This is a genomic window from Youngiibacter fragilis 232.1 (assembly GCF_000495435.3).
Lineage (GTDB): Bacteria > Bacillota > Clostridia > Clostridiales > Clostridiaceae > Youngiibacter > Youngiibacter fragilis.
On the sequence record NZ_AXUN02000202.1, the window covers coordinates 1 to 14,707 of the forward strand.

Sequence of the window (14,707 nt, forward strand, 5' to 3'; positions counted from 1 at the left end):
TTATGAAATCCTGACTCGCTACGAGCAGCTTCGTGTCTCGCACTTAAGCGACTGAACCGCCGTATACCGAACGGTACGTACGGTGGTGTGGGAGGTCCCCCGCCTAACTAGTGAGCGGGGCCCTACCCGATTTTTTGCAAGGCTTATGCTTTTTTACTTGACCCTTACAAGGACAAAGTAGGCTGCATTGTCGATCTTTATCTTTCCGTTCTCAAGGTTTCCATTCATGCTTTCAAAAATGATCTTCACTGATATCTTCTCGTTTTCTTCAGTGAAGGTGGCGTCATTGACTGACACTTCGCCTTTGCCGGCATAGGTGCTTGAAGCGTCCCACATCCTCTGGTAGTATGCCTTGAAATCAGCCTTGATCAATTTACCTGAGCTGCCGCTGAAAATGAGTTCGGATGTTGTGGAGTCATATTTCATCGAGACGTTACCCAGAGAATATTCATTCGTCTGATACGTGGCTGCCTTTGCCAAGTGCTCATAGCCTTTTATATCAAGGACCTGATTTTCCATGGGGACGAAGAAGTAGAAGTATTTATCGTCCGGGTAACCTCTGTCATCCTCATAAGGGAATCCAAAGACCACCTTCATATCCATTGTCTTAAAGCCTTCAGGGACGTAGTCCATCTCGTAGGTTTCCCTAGATTCGAAGAAAGAGGCTATTGCGCTGATCTCTCTCTTGTCACCGTCAGGTATAGATGCATTTGGGATGACTGTCCCTGACTGAACCATCCCGTTTCTTTCAAGGATAGATTCAAGCCTGTTGTTCTGGCTCATCTCAGATACATTGAATGCGCTCAAGGGACCGAAAACCGCGATGAGGGCTGTAAGTGCCATGGATACCGGCAGGAAGATATTGTTGAGCTTCCTTATCGCTATGAACCATACCATTGCCGCAAGTGCCCAAATTCCAAGAATGACAACCATATACCTGTTCTCGGTGAAGCCGTACTGGCCTATACGAAGTCCCATGGATACGAACATCATGGCAAGTATCGGAATATCGGCAACAGGGAAGAAGTTGCGGAAAGCCTTGGCTACCACATTTTCCGAGACAAGGGGAGATATGAAGAATATGACTCCGGCTGAAAGCACCGAGTACCAGAGAACAAGATTCGATACAAGGCCTCTTGGCCACACTCCGGTAACGATGATCTTTATGAAGTAAACATAGAGTATGCCGGTATATATGGTGATGAGCGGAATGACTATGTACAGCAGCAGAACCTTGAGGGCTTTGGTGTACTTGTGGTCCCCGAAGGTTTCCCCGATCCTTGGCAGCTTTGACAGGAACATTGAGGCAGCGAAGACGAATACGACTGTAAGGAAGCTGTACAGGTAGTATTTGTCAGGAATTTCAGCATCGAAAAGCGAATTGATTGTGAATATGATGGCTGTGATTCCAAAGTACAGGACACCAGAGTATAGGGCTGTGAGGAAGAACGAATAGAAAACCTTGGTCACGTAGGTCTCGTAGTTAAGCCTTACCTTAAGCCTCTGGGTGAAGAATACCCCTATGATCAGAGCGACCAGTGTAGCTGCATAGCGCATCCCTGTGACCATGCCGTGGTCTTCGGTAAACAGGAAGTAGTACGCTACGAGCAAGGCTGCTGCGATAGCAAAGGCGAAAGCCTTTAATTGTGTCTTCTTGGAAAGCAGGCTTTCATTGATATGGGCCACTGATATTGACAATGGGAGCGAAAGTCCGACAACCATGGCAATTCTGCCAAGGATTTCGGTGTCGATATCCTTCATGTCCATTTCATTCAGTGAAATCAGGATCACCAGCAGCGTGACAGATGCTATAAGTGTGACAGGATAGCGTTCAAAGCCGATCCTCAGGTCTTTCATTGACTTTTTGATGTTTTCAAGTAGTTTCATTTCAAGCACATCCTTATAAGTAATAGTCCTACCTAGATTCTACCACACTGCAGTCATGTCCGTGATACAATGCGGTTACAGAAAGAATGCCGGCAGTGCCGGCATTCTGTTCGATCATATGAATTTTTTACCTTCAATGAATACTTGGGAGATAACTATATCCTCGTCAAACACGAGAAGATCTGCATCGTATCCTTCAGCAAGTTTTCCTTTCCTGTCCTCTGCCCCGCAGAATCTGGCGCCGTTTAGGGATGCCATCTTGACAACCTCGTATAAAGGGAGGTCGGTGTTCCTTGAAACATTCCTGACTGCAGCGTCCATTGTGAGTATTGAGCCTGCAAGAGATCCGTTAAGCAGTCTTGCAGCACCTTCCTTTGTAAGTACCTCCTGTCCGCCAAGCCAGTATTTGCCGTCAGGCATTCCGCATGCCATCATGGCATCAGTGACAAGCATCACCCTGTCGCTTGTCTTCTGTCTGTAGGCTATCCTCAGTGAAGGCCAGGAAATGTGTATCCCGTCGGAAATCGTCTCAGTGGTTATATCAGTGTCGAAGATAGCTCCGACTGCCCCTGGACTCCTGTGTGTCAGAGGAGTCATGGCGTTATAAAGATGCGTGGAATGGCTGCAACCCAGTCCGATTCCCTCAACCGCCTCCTCATAGGTCGCTGCAGTGTGGCCGATTGATACCTTAACACCCTTTTCCTTCAGGTAGGGAATCAATTCTGATGCACCGGGCACCTCTGGAGCCATCGTAATGCTGGTTATGAGTTCCTCGTAGCCATCTGCAATGGATTCATAAGCTGCTATCGAAGGCTCAAGGACGAAGCCGGGATTCTGTGCACCTATGGCCCTGGGACTTATGAACGGCCCTTCCAGATGAACTCCAAGTATCGTTGCTCCTGAATGGTTCTTCGCAGCTTCCCTGATTGAACTGAGTGCTTTTCTAATATCGGCCACTTCCATGGTCATGGTGGTCGGAAGGAAGGCTGTAGTGCCATGCGCAGCTATCACCCTTGCAATCGTATCTATTGATTCCACTTCACCGTCCATGGTATCCTTGCCTCCTGCGCCATGGATATGTATGTCCACGAAGCCGGGAGAAAGGTATTTCCCTTCTCCATCGATTTCCTCATTATCCTCGATGAAAGGTCCGTTTATGGAGATTATCTTTCCATCCTTGACCTGAAGGCTTCCAACTTCAATCCTGTCAGTGAATATGAGCCTGAAATTCTTGAATATCAATTTATCACCTCATGCCCGAACACAAGTGTATCGGGAAATTATTTTCATTAATAACATTATACTGGAAATTTCATCTAATTGCTTCATGAATAGGTATAGAATTTGTTAACATAATGTGTATAGGGCAAAAATGTGGAATCCTTGCCCGATATACCTTATTATTGAAAGGAAAGAAGGTGAACTGATGGAAGTGCTTGAAGGAACTGTAAGGGACATAGTGTTCCAGAATGAGGAGAATGCGTATTGTGTACTCAGGATAGAGGATGCCAAAAGCCTGCATACTGCAGTGGGCATATTTCCGTTCATATCTCCCGGACAGACCCTTAGGCTTAAGGGAGAGTGGCTGAATCATGCTACCTTCGGAAAACAGTTCAAGTGTACCGAGTATGAGGAGATACTGCCCAACTCCCTGCTTGGCATTGAAAGATATCTGGCTTCGGGTGCTATATCAGGCATAGGTCCTGCAACAGCCAAGAAGCTGGTTGAGAAGTTCGGGGGCAGCATATTTGAAATATTGGATAAAGAGCCTGAGAAGCTGTTGGAGCTCGAGGGGATAGGAAAGAAGAAGGTCGAGATGATTTCAGCTTCCTACCAGAAAGGCAAGGAAGTCAGGAATATAATGGTATTCATGCAGTCATACGGAGTCACGCCAAAGCAGGCTCTCAAGATATACAAGGCGTTTGGGGCTGATTCGATCAGGAGGGTAAAGGAGAATCCTTATGTCCTTTCTGAAGAGATCCCTACCATAGGATTCAAGACTGCCGACAGGATTGCCAGGAACCTGGGCATCATGCCGGATTCCCCTTTCAGGATCCAGAGCGGGGTAAAGTACCTGGTGAATGAATTCTGTTCACAGGGAAATACATGCATGCCGAAGGACATGCTTGTGGCTAAGGGGATTGAAAGCCTAGAGGTGAGTGAGGAGCTGATCGAGGCCAATCTCGTGCATTCGGTCATGGAGAACCGCCTTGTTCTTGAAAAAGTGGATGGCATAGATTCGGTTTTCACGCTTCCATATCTGTACAGCGAGGCTTCGATAACAAAGAGGATACTTGCTCTCAGCCTTCAGGGTGTAAAGGAAATGAAGGCGAACGTCGCATCCCACATCGCCTGGTTCGAGAAGGCCAATGGGATAGCGTTCCATGAAAAGCAGAAGGAAGCCATAGAGGGGGCAGTTACTAACGGTATTGAGATAATAACAGGAGGTCCCGGAACCGGTAAGACGACAATAATAAAGTGCATACTTGAGATCTTCGAGAAGGAAGGGAAAAAGGTCATAATGGGTGCCCCCACCGGAAGAGCTGCGAAGAGGATGTCCGAAGCCACCGGCAGGGAATCAAAGACGATACACAGGCTTCTTGAGCTTGGAGTCACTGACGAAGGTGAGGAAGAATTCGAGATGGAGGAGACGTCAAGCCTAAACTGTGATGTAGTCATCGTTGATGAGGCTTCAATGATCGATGTTATGCTCATGAATAACCTCCTCAAGTCCATAAGTCCGGGAACGCGGCTAATTCTGGTAGGAGATGCGGACCAGCTGCCGTCTGTCGGGCCCGGCAGGGTCCTTGAGGACCTGATCGAGAGCGGTGCTTTCAAGGTGGTGAAGCTTGAGTATATCTACCGGCAGGGTAAGGAGTCATATATCACCATAAATGCCCACAGGATAAACAGTGGAATGATGCCTTTCCTTAATGTGAAGGACAGTGATTTCTTCTTCATAGAATCTGAAGGTCCTGAGGACAGCCTGGAAAAGGTGATCGACCTAATACTGAACAGGCTTCCGGGCTTCAACAGGTCTTGGGACAGGATCAGGGATTTCCAGGTCCTTTCACCCATGAAGAAGGGTGACCTTGGTGTATTGAACCTTAACGAGGTTCTGCAGAACGTGCTTAATTCAAAGGCCAGAAAGACCAAGTTCACCGAGTTCAGGGTTGGAGACAAGGTAATGCAGACCAAGAACAACTATATGATAAAGTGGACAAGGAATCCTGACCCAATATTCGAAGGCGACGGCGGTCAGGGGGTGTTCAACGGAGACATAGGCTATGTGGTCAGGATTGATGAAGAAGATGAAAAAGTTACAGTCATCTTCGACGATGAAAGATATGTGACATACGAAAGCGGTGAACTTGAAGAGCTGGAGCTTGCATACGCAGTTACAATACACAAGAGCCAGGGAAGTGAGTTCAAGGTAGTCGTTATCCCTGTTTTCATGGGGCCTCCGCTCCTTATGAGCAGAAACCTGATCTACACTGCGGTTACAAGGGCAAGGCAGCTGCTTGTCCTTGTAGGCTCCAAGCGTGCCCTGAACTATATGGTTTCGAACACCAGGACATTTGAAAGGCACACTTCGCTTAAGTACAGGATAAAAAGCATTTTGGATTACGGACTATCAGATTCCGGAGGTGATGGGCAAATTGTCAGATGAATTGACAAAAGGGCTGAAGGAATGGTTTGAGAGGTCAAAGAGCAAGGCCTTGAACCTGGTAGCGGTCCCATATATGGGGATAGAGCCTGTAAGGGAGATGTGTGAATCTGTACTTGAATCAGACGGAAGGGTACTATATATCACGGGTGATGAGAAGGAAAGTCAGCTGCTCATGGATACCCTGTTTGATGGGATACCGCCTGAAGGGCTTGAGCAGAACCTTACCGTGTGCGGTTACCAGGATGCCTTGTCAGCATCAGGTGAGTATGACCTCGCGATTTATGACGACCTCAATTCCTTTCCATACAGGAGGAAGGTCGAGGTCCAGAATCTCATAGGCTACATCTTTACGAGATGCAAAAAGCTTATTGCCTATTCATTCGAGGAGATCCTCCTTAATGTGGAGACCATTGAGATTCCAATGGGAGGTACCGGAGAATATGTATCTGAGCCGAGGATCATAGAGACAAGGGTCAACATAGATGACGAGATACCGGTCTCGATATATGAGTATCTGCTCTGGTTCGTATATGAAAAGAAGAATGTCCTTATATATACGGGCGACAGGATAAAATCAAGGAGGCTCATCAGGTACCTTGCCAAGGTGGACGACTCTATCATGGGTTATGTCTTTGACGTCAATACGGTAGGTACGATGGGAATGTCTGAGCTGGTGAAGGACACCGAAAAGGCACATATCTTCATGACTGATGATATTGATGACTTTCTGGGGGTGCCGGTAAACTTCGAGATAATAGTGCATGGTGCTGATTCCATTCAATTCAGCTACAGGGAACTTCTGTTCCTTAGTCTCAGGAGCGGATACTGCAATGACGAAAACGGAGAGGTGATCTTCCTTTGCCAGACACAAACACCGGACATAGAGAAGACAAAGTACATGACAAGGCACTTCAACAAGGTCCTGTGGGAAAAAGGCTACATGTCAGGATTATAGATGGCTTGCTCGATACCCTTTATCCGAGGCTAAGGTGTCCGGTGTGCGATGGATACTACAATGGACTCTGCCCGGTCTGCAGACTGACCATTGTACCTGAACCTGAGTCTGATATACTTCATTGCAGCCGATATGAAGGCTCGGCAAAGATTCTTGTCTCATCCTTCAAATCAGCGGGCTCATTCAATGCTGGAAAGGAAATTGCGGGAATAATCCACAGCAGGTTTGAAGACTACATAAGAGACTTTGATATCGTCACATGGGCGCCGTCATCAAGGCTTTCCAGGCAAAGGCTTGGATTTGACCACGGTGAGGTTCTGGCAAGGAATGTGGCAGCTCTTGCGGGGAGAGAACATGCTAGGCTGTTCAAGGCACCGGAGTTTGAACAAAAGGGGCTTGAGAGGACAGGAAGACAGGAAAATGCCTTGACGATAAGGCTTGTGAAAAACGGGCAGAGCCTTGTCAAGGGCAGGAAAATACTAGTTTTGGATGATGTCGCAACAACCGGAAGTACGCTTAGTAGCTGCATGGTGAAAATTACTGATGCCGGTGGAATCGCAGGTGCGGTAGCTTTCGCATACCAGGGTGCAAGATGAGCCTTAGAGAAGCTTATGGAGGTGGATACATGGATTGCATATTTTGCTCGTACCTTGAAAAAGGTCCTCTGATTGCTGAAAATGAAGGGAGCTTTGCCATATATGACAATTTTCCTGTGACAAAGGGGCATGCGCTGATAATGCCGAAGAGGCATTTTTCCAGCTATTTTGAAGCGACAAGCGATGAAGCCGCATATCTTGACAGCATGATCAGAAAAGTCAAGGAAACTATAGATGAGAAATACCATCCGGATGGCTACAACATTGGAATAAATGTAGGAAAAGCTGCAGGCCAGACCATATTCCACCTGCACATCCATCTGATCCCAAGATACGAAGGGGATGTCGACAATCCTAAAGGTGGTGTCAGAAAGCTCATGAAGCCGCTTGTCGAGTATGATGGGTAGGACAGCCATAATATACTTTGAACCAGGCGATTTCTGAGACTGACAGGTATTTCAAACGATTTATTCATTCTTGGTCAATATTTAAATTTTATTTTTAGCTCAAATCAATTTTGGTTAAGAAACCTGATATGTAAACTTGTTAACAAAGTGTACATATCAGGTTTCTTGTCCTTGTTTGTCGTTGTGCTTCATGGATTATTTTAAGCATCTCATAATGAATCGATTTTTCTTTTAATCAAACAAGGGTTAAGCAAGAAAAAAATTATCGCAATATTTGGAATAATTTAAGTTTTCCTTGAAACATATATGGAAAATCATTTGTTGATAGTATATAATCAAAGGTACTATAGAATTTTATCTTAATGAGATGCTTAAGATTAGATAATCCATATATTTGGAGGCGCGAAATGAATGTATTGCTTATCCACAACAATGACCTGACATTTGATGTGGTCGAGAGGCTATTCGCTGAGAATGGCATGGAAGCCAGCATAGTTTCGGTAAAAATATGCGACCTGGCCATAGAAACGGCCAAGTGCGCACCGTTCGATATCCTTATATGTCCAATGGATGAATATCCACAGGATGTGGCAGTAGACTTTTTGAGAAGGCTTGATGAAGCTGGGAGCAGTGCATACCGCCTTGCGGTAGTGAGAAAGGATATGCTGAAGGCCATGGGCTCGGATTTCCTGAATCTGATCGATGACTTTTTATCCAGTCCTGCGGACACTGAGGAACTGGTCTTCAGAATAGCCAAAGCAACCAGAGGAACTCATAGATAGAAGAAATCGTGATTGATCAAATCGATCGTCAGTAGGTGAGCATTATGAAGGTTTTGTTGATTAGAAACAATGAAATATCAATCGAGTTCATCGAGGAACACCTTGCAAGGAACGGAACGGAAGGCGAGGTGCTTGTCGCCATGCCTGAAGAACTGGCTCTCGAAATCGCAGAAGGCATAGATTTCGACCTTGTGGTCTGTGGTGTTGAAGGATATCTGAAGAAGGTCATCGAAGACTTCCTCTTCAAGGTCAAACAGATAAGCAAAGGGAGCTATAGCATTGCAGTGCTTAGGCGCGAGACGCTGAAAGAGATGGGGCCGGTATTTTTCAATAATATCGACGACTTCATTACAAGCCCTGTTGACAGCGATGAGTTTGCATTAAGGCTGATGAAGGCCATATCGAATGCCAAAAACCATCATCCAGCAGATACCCCGGTTTTTGGAATCGGACGATTGCATGATGTATCATCACCATCATCGAAACTTTTCGATGATGACCTTCAGGATGTTTCCATCAGGGAGGTTGTAAATGAAGAAGGGGTTAGCGCAACTGAGGTTGAAGATACGAGCAGACAGGAAGAAATTGATTACCCGACTTCAGAACAGGATACAGGGCATATGACATTTGACGAGCTGTCATACGACGAGCTCCTGAGGCGCAGGGAACTGATGCTTGAGAGGGAGGCGGAGTCAAGAGCTTTGGAAGAGGAGCTTATGACAACTGACGGATCACCAGAGGCTGAAGCTGAAGAAGCGGTGACTATAGAGCCTGAGCCACTCAATGACGAGCTGTCATACGACGAGCTCCTGAGGCGCAGGGAACTGATGCTTGAGAGGGAGGCGGAGTCAAGAGCTTTGGAAGAGGAGCTTATGACAACTGCCGGATCACCAGAGGCTGAAGCTGAGGAAGCGGTGACTATAGAGCCTGAACCACTCAATGACGAGCTGTCATACGACGAGCTCCTGAGGCGCAGGGAACTGATGCTTGAGAGGGAGGCGGAGTCAAGAGCTTTGGAAGAGGAGCTTATGACAACTGCCGGATCACCAGAGGCTGAAGCTGAGGAAGCGGTGACTATAGAGCCTGAACCACTCAATGATGAGCTGTCATACGACGAGAATCCCGGACAAGGGGAATTGATGCTCGAGAGAGAGTCTGAGGTAAGGTTTGAGGATGTAGAATCTATCGGGTATTCTATGCAGGATCCGGACTTCATTTCAGCTGGTGAAGTTGATATGAAGCAGGCAGATCAGGTATCAGAAGCGGATGCATCAATAGCTGAACAACCAAGGGATTCCAAACCTGAGGTCAGGTCCGTAAAGGAAGAGAAGCTGCAGGAGGAAATCGATCTTTTGAAGCATCTCAGGAAGGATTATGGGGCAAAGACATCGAAAGTTGAAAGGTTTGGCCTGAAGAAAGAGAAGAAAAGGAAGAAGGCGGAAGCCGAAAAGGAAAAATCTGCTTCAAAGAGCGGAAGAGGAATATTCACAATTATTGCGAGGGTAATGGCGTTGATGCTCGTGCTTATCGCGGGTGCTACGGTTTATTTCTATGCTGCATCCAACATCGGCGACGGCGTACCTGCAATTGCAGGATACAAGCTTACAGCCATGAGGACTGCGACAATGGAGCCGACCCTGAGACTTGGAGACCTGGTCATTTCGGTGGATGTTTCAGTTGATGACATCAAGGAGAAAGACATAATAACCTTCAAGGTCGGCAATTCCCAGGGGATGGTAGAGTGTCACAGGGTGGTTAGGATAGAGACCTCGCCTGAAGGTAAGACCTTGCTGATTACGCAGGGAGACGGCATGACATCCGAGGATGAATTTCCTGTAGAACACGATATGATCGTGGGGAAGGTCACAAGGTACATACCTTTTGCAGGGTTCATAGTAAATGTAGATACCCTGAGATTCGCACTTGCATCAGTAAAGTAGGTATCCAACCATCTGGACGGATGGCTAAGGCAGTCAGTGAATAAGGGTATGAAAAAACATCTTGAAAATTCACTGGTCTTTCTCTATAATGGGTTAATGAAAGTTAAGTTTGTGGTTGAAAGTCCAAGCCAGTCGCAGGCAAAAGGATCCACGTAAGTCAGGCCAATGGCCCGACAATCATGGTGCGGTTTAGATGTTAGTCCTGCCAGAAATGAGAGGGTTAGTAGTGAGAGGTTGAGTCCGGGTAGCAAAAGCTCCAGCAGGCGAGTGTGGGGTCAAAGACCAGGTCAATTAACTTTCAAAAAGCAGTATCGAAAGGTACTGCTTTCTTTCTACACATAATGTCAAGAATTTAACATGTAAACGTTGCAATTGCATTATTTTAAAATGAATATAATTATCAGTTGTAATGTTTCGTGATTTCAAGAGGTTTTTATCAAAAAAATGGTGTTTGTCGAAAACTTTATTTTGACTGAAAACTGTTGCTATTATTAGTACAGAGTGGATATATTACTCAAATAAATCGTAAACTGTTATAAAATCTGTATAGAACTGTTTTTGATGCTGGAAATAGATTACAAAAATTGCGGTTTGTCAATAGTTTATCGAGAGAAATGTAGTTGTCGGAATATTTCATGAGTGTGAAAAATGCTTAACAAGTATTTGAAGTTATTGTATACTTTCATTGTAAGCAAACAACACTTGGCGAATGAGCCCGGAAATGGGTATAGGAGGAATTCAATTGTTCAAAGAATGGGAAGGTTTTGTTGCCGGAGATTGGCAGAACGAAATCAATGTCAGAGATTTCATACAGAAGAACTACACAGTTTATGAGGGTGACGACAAGTTCCTCGCAGGACCGACTGAAAATACGAAGAAGGTCTGGGAAATATCCTCTAAGCTCATAGTCAAGGAAATAAAGGAAGGAATACTCGGGGTTGATACTGACAGGGTTTCCGGAATAAACAACTTTGAAGCAGGATACATTGACAAGGACCATGAAAGCATAGTCGGACTCCAGACCGATGCACCGCTGAAGAGGATGATGAACCCTTACGGTGGATACAGGATGGTTGAACAGTCCCTTGAAGCATATGGCTATGAGCCTAACGCGGAAATTGCGAAGTACTTCCCTGCATTCAGGAAGACTCACAATCAGGGCGTATTCCATGCGTACAATGATGAGACAAAGGCAGCGAGATCCTCAGGACTTCTGACCGGACTCCCAGACGCATATGGAAGGGGAAGAATAATAGGCGACTACAGAAGGATTGCCCTATATGGCATAGACAAGCTTATCGCCGAGAAGAAGAAGGACCTGAAGAATGCCAGAGGAGCTATGCTCGATGACCTTATAAGGCAGAGAGAAGAGCTGAACGAGCAGATCATAGCGCTTGGCGACATCAAGGCTATGGCAGCGAAGTATGGCTGCGACATATCAGTTCCTGCGAAGAACGCAAAGGAAGCTGTACAGTGGCTCTATTTCGGATACCTTGCAGCCGTAAAGGAGAACAACGGTGCAGCGATGTCGCTTGGAAGGACCAGCACATTCCTTGATGTTTACCTTGAGAAGGACCTTAAGGCAGGTGTGATAACTGAGGCAGAAGCACAGGAATACATTGACCAGTTCGTAATAAAGCTGAGACTTGTAAGGCATCTCAGGACACCTGAGTACAATGACCTCTTTGCAGGAGATCCTACATGGGTAACTGAGTCTATAGGAGGAGTGGGAGTTGACGGAAGGCCGCTTGTGACAAAGTCTTCATTCAGGTTCCTACATACACTCATAAACCTTGGAACTTCACCAGAGCCAAACATGACAGTCCTCTGGTCACAGGACCTTCCGGAAAACTTCAAGAAGTACTGCGCGGACATGTCCATAAAGACAGATTCCATACAGTATGAGAATGATGACATTATGAGGCCTGGATACGGTGACGACTATGCGATAGCCTGCTGCGTATCTGCAATGACTGTAGGAAAGCAGATGCAGTTCTTCGGTGCAAGATGCAACCTTGCCAAGTCGCTCCTTTATGCGATAAACGGCGGAGTTGACGAAAAGTCCGGAAAGACTGTAATCAAGGGACTTGAGCCGATAAAGGGCGACGAGCTCGACTATGAGACTGTTGCTGAGAGGTTCAATGTTGTGCTTGAGTATGTTGCTGACCTTTATGTCAACACAATGAACATAATCCATTACATGCATGACAAATATGCGTATGAGGCAGGACAGCTTGCCCTTCATGATACTGACGTACAGAGGCTTATGGCATTCGGAGTAGCCGGATTGTCTGTAGCAGCGGATTCACTGTCTGCAATCAAGTATGCCAAGGTAAAGCCGATAAGGAACGAGGGCGGACTTGCCACTGACTTCGAAATAGAAGGATCCTTCCCTAAGTTTGGAAATGACGACGACAGGGTTGACGATATAGCGGTAGCCATTACAGAGAAGTTCTCGAGCGAGCTGAAGAAGCACCCGACCTACAGGAATGCAAAGCATACCCTTTCAGTCCTCACGATCACTTCAAACGTGGTATATGGAAAGAAGACAGGTTCGACACCTGACGGAAGGAAGGCTGGAGAAGCACTTGCACCAGGAGCTAACCCAATGCATGGAAGGGACCTTGAGGGTGCGCTTGCATCACTCAACTCCGTTGCGAAGATACCTTACGTAGGAAACTGCGAGGATGGTGTATCCAATACATTCTCAATCGTTCCTGATGCGCTTGGCAAGACCGAACTCGAAAGGGTCAACAACCTTGCATCTGTTCTTGATGGATATTTCGCACAGAAGGCTCATCACCTTAACGTGAATGTGCTTAACAGGGCGAAGCTTGAAGATGCCATGGAGCATCCGGAGAAGTATCCAACACTGACTATCAGGGTATCCGGTTATGCGGTAAACTTCAACAGGCTTTCAAGGGAGCAGCAGATGGAAGTCATTTCAAGGACATTCCACGAAAAGATGTAATAGAATCATTGTTAAGGGCCCCGAAAGGGGTCCTTCCCCCTTTCTATGGATTTCTTTTTGTTGTATGATGTACAGATAATGATTTGTTGAGGTGAGGTTATGAAGGGCAGGATACATTCAATGGAAAGCATGGGTCTTGTGGACGGGCCGGGAATAAGGGTTGTAGTGTTCCTGCAGGGCTGCAAGCTGAGGTGCCTGTACTGCCATAATCCGGACACATGGCTTATGGGAGGAGGCGAGCTTATTGAGGCAGCCGACCTGGTGAAGAAGATAAGGAGATTCAAGCCTTATTTCGAGAAATCAGGAGGAGGGGTCACGTTTTCCGGCGGAGAGCCCCTTATGCAGCCGGAGTTCCTTCTGGAATGCCTTAAGCTTTGCAGGCAGGAGGGTATCCATACTGTGATAGACACCGCAGGCTATGGCTTTGGAGAATATGCGGAGATCCTTGAAAATACAGACCTGGTGCTGTTCGACATGAAGCATATCGACCCTGAAAACTATATGCTGCTTACAGGAAGAACCGGAAGCACATCGCTCAGGTTCCTTGAGGCGGTCCAGAAGGCCGGAGTCAAGATGTGGATAAGACATGTGGTGGTGCCTGGTATAACGGACGGAGAGGACCACATTAGGCGTCTGGCTGATAAGCTCAAGCCTGTAAAGGGCGTCATAAAGGTTGAACTGCTTCCGTACCATACCCTCGGCCAGAACAAGTATGAGGAGATGCACATAAAGTACAAGCTTGACGGGGTTGAACCGATGGACAAGGAAAAGTGCAGCCGTCTCACGGAGATCCTTTTTGAGGAGCTGGGTGAGGATTACTATCTCCGATCCAACAGATGATTCCCGTTTCCTGGAAAAAGGGATAAAGCCCCCGCGGTGCAGGAATCATGACGAGTGAAAATAGAAGTAAATGAAAACGCCCCGGCATAAGCCCAATGGCATTAAGTTAAAAGCTTGCACTACGTTATACGTGGTGCGAGATTTTTTTTGCCAGAATTCAAATTTTTGTTTGACTAGATACTTAAAATGTGCGGCCGCTTTCGTTACTGATTTTTATACCGTAACGAAAGCGGCCCTTGTAATTAGGGAGATACCAATTACAAGGAGGGCACACATGAAAAATAATCCGAAAGAGCTAAGAGAAACTTTGTTGTCACTCATTCACGACTTGAAAAACGGTCCAGGTGAACACATCCGAAATCCAGGTGTGGATTTCGTTAGGAATCGAAAACTTCCATTCGAAAAGATGATTATCTCGATACTAGGAATGGAAGGAAGTTCATTGACCAACGAACTCCTAAGTCAATACGGATGTAGTATGAACGTAGCTTCAGCTGCTGCATTTGTACAACAACGAGCAAAAATAAAACATACCGCACTTGAAAGTTTATTCCATACATTTGCCCAGAGAACAACAGTAGATTCGTTGTTTAAGGGGTACCGTTTGTTGGCTGTTGATGGTTCTGACATCCATATCCCAACAGATAAAACTGACTTAG

10 protein-coding genes and 1 pseudogene are annotated in these 14,707 nt (G+C 46.2%); 9 read left to right on the forward strand and 2 right to left on the reverse strand.

Annotated features, from left to right (window positions below):
- Positions 1-153: 153 nt before the first annotated feature.
- Positions 154-1,887, reverse strand: coding sequence for a DUF4153 domain-containing protein (locus tag T472_RS15080; RefSeq protein WP_023384121.1), 1,734 nt, complete (start codon positions 1,885-1,887; stop codon positions 154-156).
- A gap of 114 nt (positions 1,888-2,001) precedes the next feature.
- Positions 2,002-3,129: an N-acetylglucosamine-6-phosphate deacetylase gene (nagA, locus tag T472_RS15085; RefSeq protein WP_023384119.1), complete on the reverse strand. Its 1,128-nt coding sequence runs from the start codon at positions 3,127-3,129 to the stop codon at positions 2,002-2,004.
- A gap of 184 nt (positions 3,130-3,313) precedes the next feature.
- Between nagA and recD2 the strand changes: the two genes are divergently transcribed.
- The 9 genes and pseudogenes from recD2 to T472_RS15130 form a co-directional block, all read left to right on the forward strand.
- On the forward strand, positions 3,314-5,557 hold the full coding sequence (gene recD2, locus T472_RS15090) for an SF1B family DNA helicase RecD2 (protein WP_023384117.1): 2,244 nt from the start codon (positions 3,314-3,316) through the stop codon (positions 5,555-5,557).
- Positions 5,547-6,512, forward strand: a complete 966-nt coding sequence (locus T472_RS15095) for a hypothetical protein (protein WP_023384114.1) — start codon at positions 5,547-5,549, stop codon at positions 6,510-6,512. Before recD2 ends, T472_RS15095 begins: the two co-directional genes overlap by 11 nt.
- Positions 6,482-7,108 (forward strand): ComF family protein, encoded by a 627-nt coding sequence (locus T472_RS15100; RefSeq protein ID WP_152975183.1) that lies wholly within the window; start codon positions 6,482-6,484, stop codon positions 7,106-7,108. The genes T472_RS15095 and T472_RS15100 overlap by 31 nt, the downstream gene beginning before the upstream one ends.
- A gap of 29 nt (positions 7,109-7,137) precedes the next feature.
- Positions 7,138-7,515, forward strand: coding sequence for an HIT family protein (locus tag T472_RS15105; protein WP_023384108.1), 378 nt, complete (start codon positions 7,138-7,140; stop codon positions 7,513-7,515).
- A 407-nt stretch (positions 7,516-7,922) separates the two neighbouring features.
- The gene (locus tag T472_RS15110; RefSeq protein ID WP_023384104.1) at positions 7,923-8,297 is read left to right on the forward strand and encodes a hypothetical protein; all 375 of its coding nucleotides are present in this window, start codon (positions 7,923-7,925) and stop codon (positions 8,295-8,297) included.
- 44 nt (positions 8,298-8,341) lie between these two features.
- Positions 8,342-10,237, forward strand: coding sequence for a signal peptidase I (locus T472_RS15115; RefSeq protein ID WP_023863686.1), 1,896 nt, complete (start codon positions 8,342-8,344; stop codon positions 10,235-10,237).
- Between the two features lie 742 nt (positions 10,238-10,979).
- Positions 10,980-13,208, forward strand: a complete 2,229-nt coding sequence (gene pflB, locus T472_RS15120) for a formate C-acetyltransferase (protein ID WP_023387104.1) — start codon at positions 10,980-10,982, stop codon at positions 13,206-13,208.
- 99 nt (positions 13,209-13,307) lie between these two features.
- The gene (gene pflA / locus T472_RS15125) at positions 13,308-14,048 is read left to right on the forward strand and encodes a pyruvate formate-lyase-activating protein (protein WP_023387105.1); all 741 of its coding nucleotides are present in this window, start codon (positions 13,308-13,310) and stop codon (positions 14,046-14,048) included.
- A 274-nt stretch (positions 14,049-14,322) separates the two neighbouring features.
- Positions 14,323-14,707 (forward strand): annotated as a pseudogene (locus T472_RS15130) (IS4 family transposase); the annotation flags it as partial.

What these genes read in the sequence shown, in the direction of transcription:
- T472_RS15110 (WP_023384104.1), top strand. Translation starts at nt 7,923, where the DNA reads ATGAATGTATTGCTTATCCACAACAATGACCTGACATTTGATGTGGTC.
- T472_RS15080 (WP_023384121.1), bottom strand. Translation starts at nt 1,887, where the DNA reads ATGAAACTACTTGAAAACATCAAAAAGTCAATGAAAGACCTGAGGATC.
- pflA (WP_023387105.1), top strand. Translation starts at nt 13,308, where the DNA reads ATGAAGGGCAGGATACATTCAATGGAAAGCATGGGTCTTGTGGACGGG.
- T472_RS15105 (WP_023384108.1), top strand. Translation starts at nt 7,138, where the DNA reads ATGGATTGCATATTTTGCTCGTACCTTGAAAAAGGTCCTCTGATTGCT.
- recD2 (WP_023384117.1), top strand. Translation starts at nt 3,314, where the DNA reads ATGGAAGTGCTTGAAGGAACTGTAAGGGACATAGTGTTCCAGAATGAG.
- T472_RS15115 (WP_023863686.1), top strand. Translation starts at nt 8,342, where the DNA reads ATGAAGGTTTTGTTGATTAGAAACAATGAAATATCAATCGAGTTCATC.